Source organism: Streptomyces sp. P9-A2 (assembly GCF_036634175.1).
Taxonomy (GTDB): Bacteria; Actinomycetota; Actinomycetes; order Streptomycetales; family Streptomycetaceae; genus Streptomyces; species Streptomyces pratens.
In genome coordinates this window covers 2204823-2221409 of the sequence record NZ_JAZIFX010000001.1, presented here as the reverse complement: position 1 = coordinate 2221409, position 16587 = coordinate 2204823, and the positions used below count along the sequence as shown (strand labels likewise).

At 71.7% G+C, this 16587-nt stretch carries 18 protein-coding genes and 1 pseudogene; 6 read left to right on the top strand and 13 right to left on the bottom strand.

Features of this window, described 5'->3' with window-relative positions:
- Window positions 1-106: 106 nt before the first annotated feature.
- The 3 genes from V4Y04_RS10040 to V4Y04_RS10030 form a co-directional block, all read right to left on the bottom strand.
- A complete protein-coding gene (locus V4Y04_RS10040; RefSeq protein WP_332432777.1) occupies window positions 107-739 on the bottom strand; it encodes a response regulator transcription factor in 633 nt (210 codons plus the stop codon).
- 381 nt (window positions 740-1120) lie between these two features.
- Entirely contained in the window at window positions 1121-1288 is a 168-nt protein-coding gene (locus tag V4Y04_RS10035) for a hypothetical protein (RefSeq protein ID WP_332427125.1), read from the bottom strand.
- A 95-nt stretch (window positions 1289-1383) separates the two neighbouring features.
- Window positions 1384-2571 carry a hypothetical protein gene (locus V4Y04_RS10030; protein ID WP_332432776.1) on the bottom strand — a complete coding sequence of 396 codons (1188 nt, stop codon included), beginning with the start codon at window positions 2569-2571 and terminating at the stop codon, window positions 1384-1386.
- A gap of 325 nt (window positions 2572-2896) precedes the next feature.
- Between V4Y04_RS10030 and V4Y04_RS10025 the strand changes: the two genes are divergently transcribed.
- The 3 genes from V4Y04_RS10025 to V4Y04_RS10015 all read left to right on the top strand — a co-directional run bounded on the left by V4Y04_RS10025 (window position 2897) and on the right by V4Y04_RS10015 (window position 6040).
- Window positions 2897-3763 (top strand): Nif3-like dinuclear metal center hexameric protein, encoded by an 867-nt coding sequence (locus V4Y04_RS10025; protein ID WP_332427124.1) that lies wholly within the window; start codon window positions 2897-2899, stop codon window positions 3761-3763.
- Window positions 3760-4503: a zinc ribbon domain-containing protein gene (locus V4Y04_RS10020; protein WP_332432775.1), complete on the top strand. Its 744-nt coding sequence runs from the start codon at window positions 3760-3762 to the stop codon at window positions 4501-4503. Before V4Y04_RS10025 ends, V4Y04_RS10020 begins: the two co-directional genes overlap by 4 nt.
- Window positions 4504-4591: 88 nt before the next feature.
- On the top strand, window positions 4592-6040 hold the full coding sequence (locus V4Y04_RS10015; protein WP_332427123.1) for a bifunctional RNase H/acid phosphatase: 1449 nt from the start codon (window positions 4592-4594) through the stop codon (window positions 6038-6040).
- On the opposite strand, the gene V4Y04_RS10010 is transcribed toward V4Y04_RS10015, so the two are convergent.
- From V4Y04_RS10010 to V4Y04_RS09995, 4 genes are all read right to left on the bottom strand, one after another.
- Window positions 6015-6746 (bottom strand): bifunctional 4-hydroxy-2-oxoglutarate aldolase/2-dehydro-3-deoxy-phosphogluconate aldolase, encoded by a 732-nt coding sequence (locus tag V4Y04_RS10010; protein WP_332427122.1) that lies wholly within the window; start codon window positions 6744-6746, stop codon window positions 6015-6017. The genes V4Y04_RS10015 and V4Y04_RS10010 overlap by 26 nt on opposite strands.
- 79 nt (window positions 6747-6825) lie before the next feature.
- Window positions 6826-7608 carry a peroxide stress protein YaaA gene (yaaA, locus tag V4Y04_RS10005; protein WP_332427120.1) on the bottom strand — a complete coding sequence of 261 codons (783 nt, stop codon included), beginning with the start codon at window positions 7606-7608 and terminating at the stop codon, window positions 6826-6828.
- 50 nt (window positions 7609-7658) lie between these two features.
- Complete coding sequence (locus V4Y04_RS10000; RefSeq protein WP_332427119.1) at window positions 7659-8273, bottom strand: hypothetical protein; 615 nt, start codon at window positions 8271-8273, stop codon at window positions 7659-7661.
- Window positions 8270-9028 (bottom strand): MerR family transcriptional regulator, encoded by a 759-nt coding sequence (locus tag V4Y04_RS09995; protein ID WP_332427118.1) that lies wholly within the window; start codon window positions 9026-9028, stop codon window positions 8270-8272. The genes V4Y04_RS10000 and V4Y04_RS09995 overlap by 4 nt, the downstream gene beginning before the upstream one ends.
- Before the next feature lie 164 nt (window positions 9029-9192).
- Between V4Y04_RS09995 and V4Y04_RS09990 the strand changes: the two genes are divergently transcribed.
- From V4Y04_RS09990 to V4Y04_RS09980, 3 genes and pseudogenes are all read left to right on the top strand, one after another.
- Window positions 9193-9771 carry a Uma2 family endonuclease gene (locus tag V4Y04_RS09990; RefSeq protein ID WP_332427116.1) on the top strand — a complete coding sequence of 193 codons (579 nt, stop codon included), beginning with the start codon at window positions 9193-9195 and terminating at the stop codon, window positions 9769-9771.
- A gap of 421 nt (window positions 9772-10192) precedes the next feature.
- Window positions 10193-10466: pseudogene (locus V4Y04_RS09985) on the top strand (alpha/beta hydrolase); the annotation flags it as partial.
- Window positions 10467-11037: 571 nt separating this feature from the next.
- Window positions 11038-11574: a manganese efflux pump MntP gene (locus V4Y04_RS09980; RefSeq protein WP_332427115.1), complete on the top strand. Its 537-nt coding sequence runs from the start codon at window positions 11038-11040 to the stop codon at window positions 11572-11574.
- Window positions 11575-11579: 5 nt separating this feature from the next.
- On the opposite strand, the gene pqqE is transcribed toward V4Y04_RS09980, so the two are convergent.
- The 6 genes from pqqE to V4Y04_RS09950 form a co-directional block, all read right to left on the bottom strand.
- Window positions 11580-12716, bottom strand: a complete 1137-nt coding sequence (gene pqqE, locus V4Y04_RS09975) for a pyrroloquinoline quinone biosynthesis protein PqqE (protein ID WP_332427113.1) — start codon at window positions 12714-12716, stop codon at window positions 11580-11582.
- The gene (gene pqqD / locus V4Y04_RS09970) at window positions 12709-13038 is read right to left on the bottom strand and encodes a pyrroloquinoline quinone biosynthesis peptide chaperone PqqD (RefSeq protein ID WP_332427111.1); all 330 of its coding nucleotides are present in this window, start codon (window positions 13036-13038) and stop codon (window positions 12709-12711) included. The genes pqqE and pqqD overlap by 8 nt, the downstream gene beginning before the upstream one ends.
- Before the next feature lie 5 nt (window positions 13039-13043).
- Window positions 13044-13742: a pyrroloquinoline-quinone synthase PqqC gene (gene pqqC / locus V4Y04_RS09965; protein WP_332427109.1), complete on the bottom strand. Its 699-nt coding sequence runs from the start codon at window positions 13740-13742 to the stop codon at window positions 13044-13046.
- 4 nt (window positions 13743-13746) lie between these two features.
- Window positions 13747-14634: a pyrroloquinoline quinone biosynthesis protein PqqB gene (gene pqqB / locus V4Y04_RS09960; RefSeq protein ID WP_332427107.1), complete on the bottom strand. Its 888-nt coding sequence runs from the start codon at window positions 14632-14634 to the stop codon at window positions 13747-13749.
- 105 nt (window positions 14635-14739) lie between these two features.
- Entirely contained in the window at window positions 14740-14838 is a 99-nt protein-coding gene (pqqA, locus tag V4Y04_RS09955) for a pyrroloquinoline quinone precursor peptide PqqA (RefSeq protein WP_109382866.1), read from the bottom strand.
- Window positions 14839-14885: 47 nt separating this feature from the next.
- A complete protein-coding gene (locus tag V4Y04_RS09950; protein WP_332427105.1) occupies window positions 14886-16586 on the bottom strand; it encodes a PQQ-dependent dehydrogenase, methanol/ethanol family in 1701 nt (566 codons plus the stop codon).
- Between the last annotated feature and the right edge of the window lies 1 nt (window position 16587).

The following is a 16587-nucleotide window of genomic DNA, read 5'->3' as shown; positions in this document are numbered from 1 at the left end:
ACGGGTGGACAAGCGGGTGGATGGATGGATGAGCGGGTGGAGGGGCGGATCGACCGACCAGCCGGTGACCGGCGATCGGCGGCCGGCCGGGCTGATCGACCGGCGCTCAGACCCAGCCCAGTCTGCGGGCCTCGCGCAGTGCCTCGGTGGGGGTGGGGGTGCCGGTCTTGGCGAGGGCGCCGGCGAGGTGGGCGGTGACGGCGGCCTCGGAGAGGTGGAGCCGGGCGGCCAGGTCGGCGAGCGGTGTGCCGTGCGCCGCGGCGTCGAGGGCGGCGCACTCGACGGGGGTGAGGGGAGGGGGTTCCGCGCTCCGGGCCGCGGCGGCCAGGACGGGGTCGATCACCGTCTCCCCGGTCAGCACCCGGCGGATCGCCGAGGCCAGCTCGCCCACCGAACCGTCCCTGACCAGGAAACCGGCGGCTCCCGCGGCCATGGCCCGCTGCAGATGGCCGGGACGGCCGGACGTGGCGAGGATCAGCACCCGGCAGTCCGGTACCTGGTCGCGCAGCACGGCGGCGGCGTCCAGGCCGCTCATGCCGGGCAGTTCGATGTCCAGGAGGGCGACGTCGGGGCGGTGGGCGAGCACCGCGTCCAGGACCGCGTCCCCCGCCGCCACCTGGGCGACGACCTCGAGGTCCGGCTCTATCCGGAGTAGTAAGGCCAGCGCCCCGTGCGCCGTCCCGCCGTCCTCCGCCAGCAGAACCCGTACGGACTTGGCGGGCCGGTGGTCCACGGGCATCTCGTTCACGTGGGAAGCTTAGGGCGGATGTGGTGGTATGTCCCTGTCGGGGCGTATGTTCCACCCCGACGTGGGAGTCTTCGCGGTGGTCGAGGGCTGGGCTTGTGCAAGGGCTGGGCCATGCAGGGGACGCCGTGCGGGAACGCGTGCCGGGACCGGCGGGTTTCCGCGGCCCGTGACGATCCTGGTGCGACGGACGGCGCGGACGGCGCGGACGGCGCGGACGGCGCGGACGGCGCGGACGGCGCGGACGGCCGTACCGGGGTCCCGTCGAGGCCTTGGCGGCGGCACGGATGCGGACACGGAAGGGCCCCGCTCGTCCACGACGAACGGGGCCGTTCGGCTGTCCACTCGGCGTCCGAGTGTGTACCTGGCGTGACGTCAGGCAGCCGACTCCACGCGCTCGTTCTCGCCGACAGGCCTCCGATGGCGGCCGCGAGGGGCCGTCGTGGCGTCCTGCCGGGACACCGGTCCGCGGTGCTTGCCGTGCCCGACGGCGGTCTGCCCGCCGTCGACGGTCTGCGGCTGGTCGGTGCTCGCATCGTTCATCGGAAAACTCACCCCGTAAACATGATCTTTCTTGCAACCGGGCGATTTTAACCGGGGGGTTGGGGGGTGGATCCAGGCGACCACGCAGACTGCCACTACTTCGTTACAAGCCGTCCCAGGGGCGCCTGTTGCAGGGGGACGGGACGGGGTGCGGCCGGTGCGGGCGGTTCGGCCGGAGTCGTGGACTCCCCTTCGAGGGAGGGCTGTTCAGGCTTCCTGGAGGAGCCCTCCCGGTCCTCCTTCCGGTCTTGCTCCGACTGCCGTTTCGGCCCCGGCGGGTTCGGCCCCGGCGGGTTCAGTACGGCCACCCCGCACGGCATCACCGGGGTGGCGCACGGCAGGCGCAGCACCCCGTCCGCCGTCCACAGCCCACTGCCGGCCAACCACCCCTCGGGCGCCGGGAGATGGTGCAGTTGCCGCTGGGCCGGCCGCCACACCCCGACCCAACTGCCCAGTGGCCCGTCGACGCGCAGCGCCACCGCGCACCCCTCCGGCGTCAGCGCCTGGCCGGGCTGGATCGCGAACGGTGTGACCGCGCAGTCCGGCAGCCGCAGGCACGCGGGGAAGCGCACCGGCAGCATGCTGCCCAGCACCCCCCAGCCCAGCCGGCCCTGCCCCGGCGAGGACGCGTCCGAGCGGATCAGCAGCAGGCCGCTGTCCGGGTCGGCGAGCAGGACCCGGTCGTCGCTCTCCTCGGTGAGCTGCAGCAACGGCGACACCTCGCCCCCACGCTCCAGGTCCACGACGACCGCCTTGGTGCGCCCGCCGGTCTCCCGGTCCAGGGAGAGCATCCGGCCGGCGCGGTCCAGCCACGTCCCGCCCGAGCAGCGGCCCGGGATCTCGGCGACGCGCTCGGGCCCGAAGGCGCCGCCCGCCACCAGCCACAGGGCCGTCGACCGCGGGCCCAGGGCGACGGCGTACGCCCGCCGCCCGCACGGCGCGGGCGGCAGGAGCCTCAGCCGGGTTCCCCCGTCCGGGCACGCGACCGCACCGAGTGCCACCTCGCCGGTGCCGGAACCGGTCGGGTACAGCAGGGAGAACGCGTGCCTCCCGGCCGCCAGTCGGTGGATGAGGACCCGCCCGTCGCCCATGGGCTGTACCTCGGTGCCGGGCTCCTCGGGCTGATCGGTGCGCAGCGGCACCGCGTAGGGCTCGGGGCCGTTCAGGGTCCAGCGCTCCGGGAACGGGGACTCGCCCTCGCGGGCGAGGCGCGCGCCGTAGGAACCGTCGGCGCTGAGGACACAACCCGGTGACGGCGCCGCCGCCACCGCCACCGCCGCCATCCTCTCCTCGTGCCCGGTGCCCTCGTGCCCGGTGCCCTCGTGACTCGAGACCCCGCGATCCGAGACCCCGCGATCCGGAACCTCCCGGCCCGTGGAAGGCTCGATCGCACGCATCGTCATCGTCGTCATCGTTCGGTCACCTCCGGCGACGAACGTAGTTTTCGTACGCGCGGACGGGAGACCCACTGGACCCCGCTTCACACATAAGGGTGTTCCAGGAACGATTCGCCTGAGGAGGCGGAGGCGTATGTGCAGGCCGTGAGCGGGCACGGTTCCCGTACCCGCTCCGGTACTGCCGCGCCATACGGGCAGGTAGCCTTGCGTTGTGCCCCGTCTGTCTGAAGTCATCACCGCGCTGGAGACCCTGTGGCCCGCCGAGCGGGCCGAGTCCTGGGACGCGGTCGGTACCGTCACGGGCGACCCCGACCAGGAGGTCGGCCGGGTCCTGTTCGCGGTGGACCCCGTCCAGGAGATCGTCGACGAGGCGGTGGAGCTGGGCGCCGACCTGCTCGTCACCCACCACCCGCTCTATCTGCGCGGCACGACCACCGTCGCGGCCACGACCTCCAAGGGCCGTGTGGTGCACACGCTCATCAGGAACGACATCGCGCTGCACGTCGCCCACACCAACGCCGACACGGCCGACCCCGGTGTGAGCGACGCCCTGGCCGGCGCCCTGGACCTGCGCGTCGTCCGGCCGCTGGTGCCGGACACCACGGACCCCGAGGGCCGCCGCGGGCTCGGCCGCGTCTGCGAACTGGACCACCCGCTGACCGTCCGCGAGCTCGCCGCCCGCGCCGCCGAGCGCCTGCCCCGCACCGCCCAGGGCATCCGCGTCGCCGGCGACCCCGAAGCGCTCGTGCGGACGGTCGCCGTCAGCGGCGGCTCCGGCGACAGCCTCTTCGCCCACGTCAGGGCGGCCGGCGTGGACGCCTACCTCACCGCGGACCTGCGCCACCACCCGGCGTCGGAGTTCGCGGCGGAGCATGCCGCCGGCCGGCCTCCCGCGCTGCTCGACGCGGCACACTGGGCCACCGAGTGGCCGTGGTGCGAACTGGCCGCGGCCCAGCTCGACACGATCTCCGACCGTCACGGATGGGGCCTGCGGGTCCATGTCTCCGCCACGGTCACCGACCCCTGGACCGCCCACGCGGCCTCCTCCGACACCGATACCTCTGGAGCCCCCAACTGAACGCCGAGCCCGCCGACCAGATCCGACTCCTCGACCTCCAGGATCTCGACGTCCGTCTCCAGCAGCTCGCGCACAAGCGGAAGTCGCTCCCCGAGCACGCCGAGATCGAGTCGCTGACCCGGGACCTCGCCCAGCTGCGTGACCTGCACGTGGCCGCGCAGACCGAGGAGAGCGACTGCGCCCGCGAGCAGACCAAGGCCGAACAGGACGTGGACCAGGTGCGCCAGCGCGCCGCCCGCGACCAAAAGCGCCTCGACTCCGGCGCCGTCTCCTCGCCCAAGGACCTGGAGAACCTCCAGCGCGAGATCGCCTCCCTCGCCAAGCGCCAGGGCAACCTCGAGGACGTCGTCCTGGAGGTCATGGAGCGCCGCGAGTCCGCGCAGGAGCGGGCCGGTGAACTGGCCGAGCGGGTCACCTCCGTCCAGTCGCGGATGGACGACGCGACCGCCCGCCGGGACGCGGCCTGCGCGGAGATCGACGGCGAGATCGCCACGGTCACCAAGGAGCGCGGAGTCGTCGCCGTATCCGTCCCCGCGGACCTGCTCAAGCTGTACGAGAAGCTGCGCGCGCAGCAGGGCGGCGTCGGCGCGGCGAAGCTGTACGCCCGCACCTGCCAGGGCTGCCGCCAGGAACTCGCCATCACCGAGCTGAACGAGATCCGCCACGCCGCGCCCGACACCGTGGTGCGCTGCGAGAACTGCCGCCGCATCCTGGTCCGCACGTCGGATTCGGGGCTGTAGGGGGTCCCAGGGATCCGAGGGGATCCGAGGGGGTCCGACGGGCCCCAGGGGTCCGACGGGTTACAAGGAGATCTGAGAGGTTTTCCCGGTGCGGGAGTTCATCATCGAGGCGGACGGCGGATCGCGGGGCAATCCGGGACCCGCCGGCTACGGGGCCGTGGTCAGTGACGCGGCGACGGGGGAGACCCTGGCGGAGGCGGCCGAGTACCTCGGCACCACCACGAACAACGTCGCCGAGTACTCGGGTCTGCTGGCCGGCCTGCGGGCCGCCCGCGAGCTGGACCCGCAGGCCGCGGTCCACGTCCGGATGGACTCCAAACTCGTCGTCGAGCAGATGTCGGGCCGCTGGAAGATCAAGCACCCCGCCATGAAACCGCTGGCGGCCGAGGCGGCACGCGTCTTTCCGCCGGGCCGGGTCACGTACGAGTGGATTCCGCGGGAGCGGAACAAGCACGCGGACCGCCTGGCGAACGAGGCGATGGACGCGGGGCAGCGGGGTGAACTTGGGGTCTCCCCTGCTCGAACGGAGTTGAGAGATCGGGGAAGGAGCGCGTCGGCCTCGCGTGCCGCGCCGGACACACCGGTCGCACGGCCGATGGCACCCGATCCGTCCCAGTCGTCCGGGCCGCCCGGGGACGCGGCCGCCGGTGCGGCACGAGCCCGCGCGGCGCTGGCCTCGGCTTCTGCATCCGCTGCCTCCGCCTCCGCCGTGGAGTCGGGCGCTACGGAGTCGGGCGTGCGGGGAACCGGTGGCACCGGTGCCGGTGTGAGCAACGCCCCCGCGGGAAAAACCGCCGCTGATGTACGGGCTGCGCAGGCCGTGGCCGCCCCCGGCACGGAGACGGACGCCGCCCCCCGTACCGGGTCGGCACCGGCCGCCACCCCTTCCTCGGGCTGGGCGCCCGCCGACATGGGCCCGCCGGCCACCTTCGTGCTCCTCCGGCACGGCGAGACCCCGCTGACACCCCAGAAACGGTTCTCCGGCAGCGGCGGCAGCGACCCCTCCCTCTCCGACGTCGGCCGCGAGCAGGCGGAGAGGACCGCCGAGGCGCTCGCCCGGCGCGGCACCGTCCAGGCCGTCGTCGCCTCCCCCCTCGCCCGTACCCGCGAGACCGCCGGCATCGTCGCCGCCCGGCTCGGCCTGGAGGTCAGCGTGGAGGAGGGGCTGCGCGAGACCGACTTCGGCGCGTGGGAGGGCCTCACCTTCGCCGAGGTGCGCGAACGCCACCCCGACGACCTGAACGCCTGGCTCTCCTCACCGGACGCCGAGCCCACCGGCGGCGGCGAGAGCTTCGCGGACACCGCGACCAGGGTCGCCGCCACCCGGGACAAGCTCACCGCCGCGTACGCCGGCCGCACGGTCCTGCTCGTCACCCACGTGACACCGATCAAAACCTTGATACGGCTGGCCCTGGGCGCCCCGCCCGAGGCCCTGTTCCGGATGGAACTGTCGGCGGCCTCGCTCTCGGCGGTGGCGTACTACGCCGACGGCAACGCCAGCGTCCGGCTGTTCAACGAGACGTCCCACCTGCGCTGAGCCCCGCCGCCGCGCGGGCCAGCCGCTCGATCTGCGCCCAGTCGCGCGCCGCCACCGCGTCCGCCGGGAGCATCCAGCTCCCGCCGACACATGCGACGTTCTTCAGCGCGAGGTAGTCCGGCGCGGAGTCCGGGCCGATCCCTCCGGTCGGACAGAAGCGGGCCTGGGGAAGCGGCCCGGCGATCGCCTTCAGATACGCGGTGCCGCCCGCTGCCTGCGCCGGGAAGAACTTCATCTCCCGCACCCCGCGCTCCAGCAGCGCCACGACCTCCGAGACCGTCGACACCCCCGGCAGGAAAGGCACCCCGGACGCCCGCATCGACTCCAGCAGGACGTCCGTCCAGCCCGGACTGACCAGGAACCGTGCCCCGGCCGCCACCACCTCGCGCACCTGCCCCGGTGTGATCACCGTGCCGGCCCCGACCACCGCGTCCGGCACCTCGGCGGCGATCGCGCGGAGGGCGTCCACGGCGGCGGGCGTCCGCAGGGTCACCTCGATCGCGGGCAGCCCACCGGCGACCAGCGCCCGCGCCAGCGGCACGGCGTCGGCGGCGTCCTCGACCACGACCACCGGTATGACGGGCGCGAGATCCAGCACGGATGCGGTCGCAGCAGAGGCAGAGGCAGAGGCAGCAGCGGCAGTGGCGGTGGCAACGGGGGCGGGGGCCGACGGGGGCAGGGGAGCGGAGGGCAGGGGTGAGCTCATGGCGTCATCCTGCCCCCGGCGAAGCATCCTGCGCAAAGGGTGTTGCGGAGGATGCAACGCGCAGGGTTTTCGGTGGCCGTCAGCGCACCTCGTCCACCAGCACGTCCAGCGCCCACGGCGTCCCCGCACGGCCCGGCGCCCGCGCCTCCACCACGTACCCGAGGTCCCGCAGCGCCTCGACCAGCGCGGCGGGATCCTCCGGCGCGGCCCCGTCCGTCAGCAGACCGCGGACGATCCGCCCCTTGGTCGCCTTGTTGAAGTGGCTGACCACCTTCCGGGTCGGCGCGTGCAGCACCCGCACGGTCGCCGTACGGGCGGCCACCTCCCCCTTCGGCTTCCACGCCGTCGCGTACGCGGCCGACCGCAGGTCCAGCACCAGGCCGTCACCGGCCGCCTCCGGCAGCGCCGAGGCCATCGGCGTACGCCAGTACGCGCCCAGCGCCCCGAGCCCCGGCAGCCGTACGCCCATCGAGCAGCGGTAGGAGGGAATCCGGTCGGTGACCGCGACCGCGCCCCACAGCCCCGAGAACACCAGCAGCGAGCGGGCGGCCCTGCGCCGGGCGGCCGGGTCGAGGGAGGCGAGGTCCAGGGCGTCGTACAGCACCCCGGTGTAGATCTCCCCGGCGGGCCGGGCCCCGGCGGTCCGCAGCTCCAGGTTCTTCGCGACCTCGCCCCGCAGCCCCTCGCTCAGCCCCAGCACCTCGCGCGCCTTCTCCTCGTCGGCGGCGCACAGGTCCACCAGCTCGGCGAGCACGGCCTCCCGGGCGCCGGCCAGCCCCGGCAGCGACAGGGACTGAGGCTTCAGCGGGGCGCCGCGGCCGGAAGCGGCCTTGCCTTCGGACGGCGGCAGCAGGACAAGCACGCGTTGCTCCTCACGGTAGAACTCAGCCGTCAGGGTACGGTGCCGGGCCCCTACGCCTGAGCGGCCCGTTGTTCCGCCTCCCGGCGCCCCGTCGCCAGTGCCCGGACCAGGGCGTCGGACGCGTCGGCGTGGAACCGTACGACGCGGACCTCCCGGCGCCGCCCGAAGAAGGTGACGTGGGTGACCGGCTCCGTGAGTTCCAGCGTGACGGTGGTCTGCGAACCGACCTCGACGTTCAGCTCCCCCTCGGCCCGCTCATGGCTCATCCGCAGCTCACGCCGTACGGAGGCGATCCGCTCCAGCGGTATCCGCAGATCGACGTGGACGGCCCCGCGAATCCGCAGCGTGCCGGAGTCCGGGTCCAGGACGTGGGGCCGTACGACGTTCGCGGCATGCAGCGCGACGACGAACACGACGGTGTACACGTCCAGGAACAGCACCACCGCGTGGACGGTCGGCCAGGCCAGCAGCAGCACGGACATCACCACCGTCTCGACCACGCACACGAAGGCGAACCCGAACATGATCGCGCCGTGTCCCCGCGCGTACCCGAAGGCCGTCCCGCCCCCGACGCCGTGCGTCCGCCGCGCCAGCCACAGCGCCAGGCTCACCATCAGCCGCAGCTCGTGCCGGGCGAGAACCCGGCCGCCTCTGACAACCCTCATGACCGCCCGCCCTCCATGACGATCCGCAGGGTCCGGCGGACCGCCTCCGCCTGGGCCGGGGGAAAGTCCGCGTACATGGCGCGCAGGAAGCTGTCGTCCTGGTCGAGCGACGCCCCCTCCGGAAGCAGGCCGGCGGGCAGGCACTCGGCGAGGGCGCGGGCGGCCTCGTCCACGCGGGGGTCGTCCGGTGCGGCGTCGGCGAGTTCGTCGAGCAGCGCGTAGGCGGCGAGCGCCTGCTCCATCCCGCCCGGGGCGCCCATCGCCCCGCTGAACGCACCCATGAACCGTTCCCGCTCCTCCGGGGTCGCCGTCGTCTCGATCAGCGCGAGCATCTCCCGATCCTTGGCGGCCATAGGGGAGCCGGACACATCCGGCATCTCCCGGAACAATGCGGCCAGTTCGGGGGAGACCGGCCCTACGTCGGTCAGCCCGCCCTCCGTCTCCAGCAGCGCCCGCAGCCGCGCCCGACGCTCCCGGACCGCCGCCTCCTGCCGCGCCAGGTCCTCGTCCAGCTCGGTCAGCACCTCGACGAGGTCCTTGCCGGCGTCGTCCGCGAGCACGTCCCGCACCTCGGCCAGCCCGAGCCCCAGCTCGGTCAGCCGCCTGATCCGAGCCAGCACGACGGCGTGCCGCAGCGTGTAGTCCCGGTACCCGTTGGCCCGCCGCTCCGGCTCCGGCAGCAGCCCCAGATGGTGGTAGTGCCGTACGGCCCGCGTGGTGACACCGACGGCCGTGGCGAGTTCTCCGATCCGCATGCCCCCAGTAGAGACGTTGACGTCGCGGCAGGGTCAAGCGAGTGGCCGTGGCATCTGACGAGGACCGTGCTCCTGTGCCACGATCGAGTGGACGATTCCCGACACCACGGACAGGTGATCAGCCGATGTCCCAGTCTGACGGGCGACAGAAGGAGGGGCGTGACATGACTGCCATGGCCCACGAGCCGCTCACGCAGGAAGACGTCCTGCTGGAGGGTTTTCTCGCCCTGGACACCCCGGAAGGTTTCCGGGCGGAGCTGATCGAGGGGGAGATCGTCGTGACACCGCCACCGGACGGGGAGCACGAGCACTACATCAACCTGCTGATGAAGCAGGTGATCAGGAACTCCCGAATCGACATGGACTACTCCGGGAACAAGGGCCTCCGACTGAAGAGCGGTGGTGCCTGCCCGAAGGACCGCGTGATCCCGGACGGCACCTTCGCTCCTGCCGAACTGAAGCTCTACCTGGAAGCCGACTCATGGATGCCCTGCGAGGGGGTAGCGATGGTGCTGGAGGTGACGTCCACCAGGCCCCGGGCCGACCGCGAGACCAAACGCCGCTGCTACGCCCGAGGTGGCATCCCCCTCTGCCTCCTCGTCGACCGAGAGGCCTCCTCGATCACGCTGTTCAGCGCCCCCGAGCGGGACGACTACCGCGAGGTCTGCACCCGCCCCCTGGGCAAGCCCCTGCCCCTCCCGGCCCCCTTCGATATCGATCTGGACACCGCCGACTTCCTCTGATCGATCCCCTGTGGCCGGGCGTGGTACGCAGGGTGACCGCGGTGGTCCTGGCCTCGACACGGAAGCCCCGCCCGGGCCCGGTGCCACGTCGGCGGTGAGCCGGTCGGCCGTGTGCGCCGCCGAGCACTTCGCCCATGCCCGGAGGGAGGCCGCCAGGCAGCAGCGCAATGACGTTCCGTAGTTTCGTGCGTGCGGGGAGGCGTCATGAGCTGGGTTCAGCATCAAAACAAGGCTGCGCCCAGCGCGGCAACCCCTATGGCCGCCCTTCAGGATTCCGGGGCGGCCATAGGGGTTGCCGGCGGAGGAAAACTTGCGCCGACTGCACAGCAGCCTCGGCTACCTCGGTCCCGCCGAGTACGAGACCGCGCGCAGCCTGACCACCACACCAACGGTGTCCGTCAAAGTGGAACAAGATCACACGTACGTCTCACCCGCACTGTCGGACGATCTTTCAGGCCTGCCGACCACCTAATATCGACACCGGCTCCGCCGAGGTCTTCCGCGACGAGGGCATCGCCTATGCCGGCGGCATCTGGACGGCGGGTGGCCAGGCGGAACTCCACGTCTGGGCAGGTGGCTTCCACGGCTTCGACGCCCTGTACCCGCAGGCGCGTATCTCTGCCACAGCCCGCCGCACCCGCACCGACTGGCTCGCCCGCGTCCTGCGCCGGCAGCCGCCCGCACGACGCCCCTGACACCCACGCGCGGAACTCGGCATACCGCAGTGATCACGGGCCGTCAGCCCTCCGGCACCACGCTTTGAAAGTCAGTAAGCAAGTGGCATGGGTCCTTCCGTGTGGGTACGGAATTGCTGACGCTTCTCCTGGGAAACACATCAGTAAGCAACATCATGAACTGTTCTGAACAACTGTCCGGGATGGAGTTCGCGACGTATTGTTGAATGCTGAAACGATGAACGGCAATGGTGGGATCCTACGATTCCATTGTCCGGGACCGTCGGCTCGTCAGAGAGCGGCTCCTGGCTCCGGCGGATTTCCGTTGATGCGGGAGTGTGTGCGGGAGCGGACCATGGCGAGGTGGCGAGCCCCGCGCGGTGCAGCGGACGGACCACCGCGAATATGCTCGTCAGGCGCCCTGGCAAGCCTGTGGGCCAACGTTGGGCGAGTAGTGTCGAGAAACTTCCGGAACTCGGCTGACCGGGTTTATTTCGCGGACCATCCGAGATAGCATCTTTAGTATGGCGAATGCTAGCCGAGGCAGAATCATTCCTGCCCGCGTCGGGCGTCATCGGGCAGCGACGTCGCCATGATCTGGGAAATACTGGTCCTGGGTTTCGTACTCAGTCTTGACAATTTCCGGGTATCGATCGCGCTCGGCACCGTCCCGTTCGGTCTGAAGCGCGCGATGCAGGTCGCACTGACCTTCGGGCTGTGGGACGCGATCATGCCCCTGGCCGGGCTGTTGATCGGTCGCCGGATCGGGGAGTCCGTCGGGGGCGTCGCCGAGCTGGTGGGCGCGGCCGCGCTCGGCGGGTACGGTCTGTACCTCGTCATCTCGGCCCTTCGCAACCCCGAGCCGGACGAGTTGGACCACCCGTGGGCGCTGTTCGGCATCCCGTTGACGCTGAGCCTGGACAATCTGGTCGCCGGAGCGAGCCTGGGGATCCTCGGGCTCTCGCCGTGGTTCTCGGCCGCCGTCTTCGGTGTCATGACGGCGGTGATGTCGCTGATCGGGCTGAGGCTCGGGCGGGCCGCGGCGCGCCTCATCCGGATCCGCTCGGACCTGCTGAGCGGGATCACCTTGATCATCGCTGCTGTGGCGCTGCCGTTCGTGTTCGGCTAGCCCGCTCACTCAACCCTGGGAGCGGGTCGGCCCTCTCCACCCGGGTGGAGGGCCGGCCGGCGAACCCGGTGCGGGCGGGGGATCAGCGGAAGATCGTCGGCCCGCGAGTCGGCGTTGGCGGCCTCGACCGCCCGGGCGACCAGGTCGTGGTCGGGGGACAGGTGGCAGACCGGGTCGGTGCGGGCGGCGTCGCCGGTGAGCAGGAACGCCTGGCAGCGGCACCCTCCGAAGTCCAGCTCCCGCCGGGGGCAGCTCCGACAGGGTTCCGGCATCCAGTCCGTCCCCCGGAACGCGGTCATCACCGGGGACTCGGCCCAGATCCGCTCCAGCGAGTCCTCCCGCACGCTGGCCCGCGGCAACGGCAGGGAATGAGCGGCGGGGCAGGGCAGGACGTCGCCGTTCGGCGTCACGGTCAGCTGCCGGGAGGCCCAGCCGCCCATGCAGGGCTTCGGATAGCGGCTGTAGTAGTCGGGGAGGACGTAGATGACGTCCATGCGGTCCCGCAACCGCTCGCGGGCGGCCCGCACCACGGCCTCGGCCGCCTCGAGTTGGGCCCGGCTCGGCAGCAGCGCGTCACGGTTTCGCCAGGCCCAGCCGTAGTACTGGGTGTTGGCCAGCTCCACCCGGTCGGCGCCCACCTCCTCGGCCAGCCCGAGCACGTCGGCGACGCGGTCGATGTTGAGCCGGTGCAGCACCACGTTCATGGTGAGCGGCCAGCCCAGCTCCTTGACCACGCCCATCGCCTCGATCTTGCGTTGGAAGGACGGGGTCCCGGCGATCCGGTCGGACAGGGTCGGATCGTCGGACTGGATGCTGATCTGTACATGGTCCAGGCCGGCGGCCCGCAGCTGCTCGGCCCTCGGACGCGAGAGCCCGAGGGCGCTGGTGATGAGGTTGGTGTAGAGGCCCAGGTCGTGGGCGGCCGCCACGATCTCCACCAGATCGCGCCGCAGCAGCGGTTCCCCGCCGGACAGGTGGCACTGCAGAACCCCCAGCTCACCGGCCTCGACCAGCACCCGCCGCCACTCGTCGGTGGCCAGCTCGTCCTGGTAGCCGGCCAGGTTCAGCGGGTTGGAGCAGTACGGGCAGGCCAGCGGGCAGCGGTAGGTGAGCTCGGCGAGCAACCCGAACGGGCTATCCATCGGAGAGCTCCACCCAGCGCCGGGCGACGAGCCGGGTCAGGAACTGCCGCACCTCGTCGTCGGGGACGGTCCGGTAGCGCGCGCCCAGCTCGGCCACGATCTCGGCCACGGTGTGCCGCCCGTCGCACAGCTCGAGGATGTCCGCGCCGCTGCCGTTCAGAACCACCACCGTCTCGGGGAGCTGCAGGATCTGACGCTGCCTGGTCCGGCAGAAGGTCAGCCGGACATGGCGCGCCAACCGGGGCCGGTCTGAGCCGGACACCCCGACGCCGGGTCGGGTGATGGTCCCGGTCTGGGGCGTTCCGGTAGGGGTCGGGTCCATGGTGGTCACTCCGGGTAGGCCTGGTCGACGGCGTCCATCAGGCTCCACAGGACGTCGCACTTGAACGACAGCGCGTCGACGGCGCGCGCCTGGGACTCGGCGGAGAGGCAGTGCGCGGTGACCACCTCGAGGGCGTGCTCGCAGTCGCGGGGGGCCTGTTCCAGGCGGGCGCGGAAGTAGGCGAGGCCCTCGGGGTCGATCCACGGGTACCACCGCTCGAACGCGGCCAGCCGCGCCGCCATCAGGTCGGGCGCGAACAGCTCGGTGAGCGAGGACGCCACCGCCTCCACCCACGGGCGGGTCCGGGCGAAGTTCACGTAGGCGTCGACGGCGAACCGCGCCCCGGGTACCAGGCGCCGGTGGCCTTGGACCTCCTCGCGGGTCAGCCCGGCGGCCTCGCCGAGGCGCAGCCACGCCTCGATACCACCCTCGCCGGCGGCGGTACCGTCGTGGTCGACGATCCGTCGGATCCAGCGGCGGCGGACCTCGAGGTCGGGGCAGTTGGAAAGGATCGCGGCGTCCTTGCGGGGGATGTTCTCCTGGTAGTAGAAGCGGTTGGCCACCCAGCCCCGGATCTGCCGGCGGCTCAGCCGGCCGGCGTTCATCCGGACGTGGAACGGGTGCTGGTCGTGGTACTGGCGCGAGTGGGACCGCAACGTCTCGACGAAGCCGTCGGCACTGGTTCCCGTGGTGGTTGTCGTCATGGCTCTACACCTGGATCTCAAGGCCGTCCATGGCCACTTCCATGCCGCTCTCCTCCACGGTACGTCGCTCGGGCGTGTCCTCCAGGAGGATCGGGTTGGTGTTGTTCATGTGCACGAAGACCGTCCGCCCCACGCCCAGCGACGGGAGCTGCGCCAGGCTGCCGTCCGGGCCGTCGATGGGCAGGTGGCCCATCTCCCGGGACGTCCTGCCGGCCAGGCCGAGCCGTACGAGCTCGTCGTCGCGCCAGCAGGTCCCGTCGATCAGCAGGCATGCACAGCCCTTGATCTCCACGCGCAGCGCCGGCGTCAGCGATTGCACCCCTGGCAGGTACACCAGCGTCCCCCCGCTGCGCTCGTCGGTCAGCCGGTAGCCCACGACGCGGCCGTGGTCCACCCCGGCTCCGAACCGATCGCGCTTGACGGTGGGAACGTCGAACGCTCGGCAGGACAGCCCGTCCGCCAGGGCGAGGTCGGTGCCGGGGCTCACCGCCCGCCACTCGACCGGACAGTAGCGCTCGAGGGTGCGCAGAATCCCCGAGCCGGTACACAGGGTCTCGCGCACCGCCGGTGTGGCGTACAGCCGCAGGGCGCGGGCCTCGCGCAGCAGAAGCAGGCCCAGCGTGTGGTCCAGCTCGGCGTCGGTGAGCAGCACCGCCTCCAGCGGCGTCGTCCGGTCGGCGTGCGGGTGCAGGCCGGGGAAGGCCTCGATCTGGGTACGGACGTCGGGCGAGGCGTTGATGAGGAACCACCGGCGGCCCTCGGCGCTGACCGCGACCGACGACTGGGTGCGCGCGAGGCCGGCCCGGGAGCGGACCGCGGCGCACACCGGGCACCCGCAGTTCCACTGCGGGGAGCCGCCCCCCGCCGCCGAGCCCAGCACCCGCAGCAACACGCCGGCACTCCGTTCATTGAAGATCCGGGTCCGTCACCGGCCCGGCCGTCCGTGGCCGTCCCGAGTCCTCGGGCGGCGCCGGACCTGGTCCGGCGCCGCCCCACGTCACTCGTCCTCCAACCGAGCCACGTACATGGTCACCTCGGCCGCGACTCCGATCTCGTCGAACTCGGGGGTCTCCCACACAGCGAGCTGGGACTCCATGGATTCACCTCCTCACGGTCCGCATTGCGGCAGGCTCCGGTCACGCGCTACGACGACTCAGGGAGGGCGAAGACCATCAGGGCGCTTCCGTGCCCCGCGCCGAGCATGCCGGGGAGGAACCCCTCGGCCCATCCGCCCCAACCGACCGGCACGGCGATGTACTGCCTGCCGTCGACCACGTAGGTGGTCGGGTTGCTGTGGTGGCCGCTTCCGCACTGGAACTGCCACAGCAGCTCCCCGGTGCGGGCGTCGAGCGCGTTGAACTCCCCGGAGGGCTCCCCGGCGAACACCAGGTCACCGCCGGTGGCCAGCACCGAGGCGCACATCGGGAGTTCGTTGCGCCAGCGCCACTTCTCCTCGCCGTCGGCGTCGAACGCGCTGATGGACCCCGCCATGTCCTCGATGTCCACCTGAACGCCCGCGCCCCAGTACGGAATGCTCTCCTTGAACTCCCGGCGCCGCCGGGTGGCCGTGGCGCCGGTGTCCTGGACGGGGACGTAGAAGAGCTCGGTCTTCGGGCTGTAGGCCGCATGGGTCCATTCCTTGGCGCCGGCCGGACCCGGGTAGAAGTGGACCGGTTCTCCCTCCTTGTCCGGGTACACCTTGGCCGTCACCTGGCCGTCCCTCGTGATCGCCCCCCAGGTGATGCGGTCCACGAAGGGGGTGATCCGGACCCTCTCGCCGTTCGTGCGATCGAGGACGAAGAAGTAGCCGTTCTTGTCGAAGTGCCCGAGCAGTTTGCGCCCGCCCTGCTCGAACAGGATGCACTCGGCGATGCTGTCGTAGTCCCACAGGTCGTGCGGGGTGCACTGGTAGTGCCAGCGGATCTGGCCGCTGTCCACGTCGACGGCGATGACGCTGTCGGTGAAGAGGTTGTCGCCCTCGCGGACACCTCCGTCGAAGTCGGGCGCCGGGTTGCCGGTGCCGACGTACAGCAGGTTCGTCTCCGGGTCGAAGGTGCCGGTGACCCAGCAGTTCGCCCCGCCCCGTGCCCAGGCCTCGCCCTCGGCGGGCCAGGTCTCCGAACCGGGCTCCCCGGGCTTCGGCACCGTGTAGCAGCGCCACTGGTGCTCGCCGGTCTCGAGGTCGAACGCGTCGAGGTGACCGCGTACGCCGAACTCGCCGCCGGAACTCCCGACGATGAGCATGTTCTTCACGACCAGCGGGGCGACCGTGGCGCTCTCCGCGGCCCGGACGTCTCCGTAGGTCCTGTCCCAGATCCGCTTGCCGGTGGTGGCGTCGAGCGCGAGCACACGAGCATTCGCCGTGACGAAGAAGACCTTCCCCTGAGCCACGGCGACCCCACGGTTCACGTTCCCGCAGCACAAGGACACGTCGAAGGGGACCGCATGCTTGTACCGCCAGATCTCCACACCCGTCTTCGCGTCAAGGGCCCAGACCCAGCCGTCCCAGCCGGAGAGGAACATGACCCCGTCGACGACGATCGGGGCGGCCTCGAACGAGTAGGTCGACGCGCCCGCGATCAGGCCGGTCGTGCCGGCCTGGAAGACCCAGGCGGGGCCGATGCGCTTGACGTTCTCCGTGTTGATCTGGTCCAGCGGGCTGTACCGCTGCCCGTCGTAGGCGCCGTAGTAGGTGAGCCAGTTCTGGGGTTCCTCGCGGGCATTGAGTATGCGCTCGTAGTCGACGCCGGCCACTACCGGCGGCGCGACCTCCCCGCCCGCGACCTTGCCGCTCAGGTTTCCCTGGTCGACAGCCTCACCCGCGTCCACGTATGCAACAGTCATT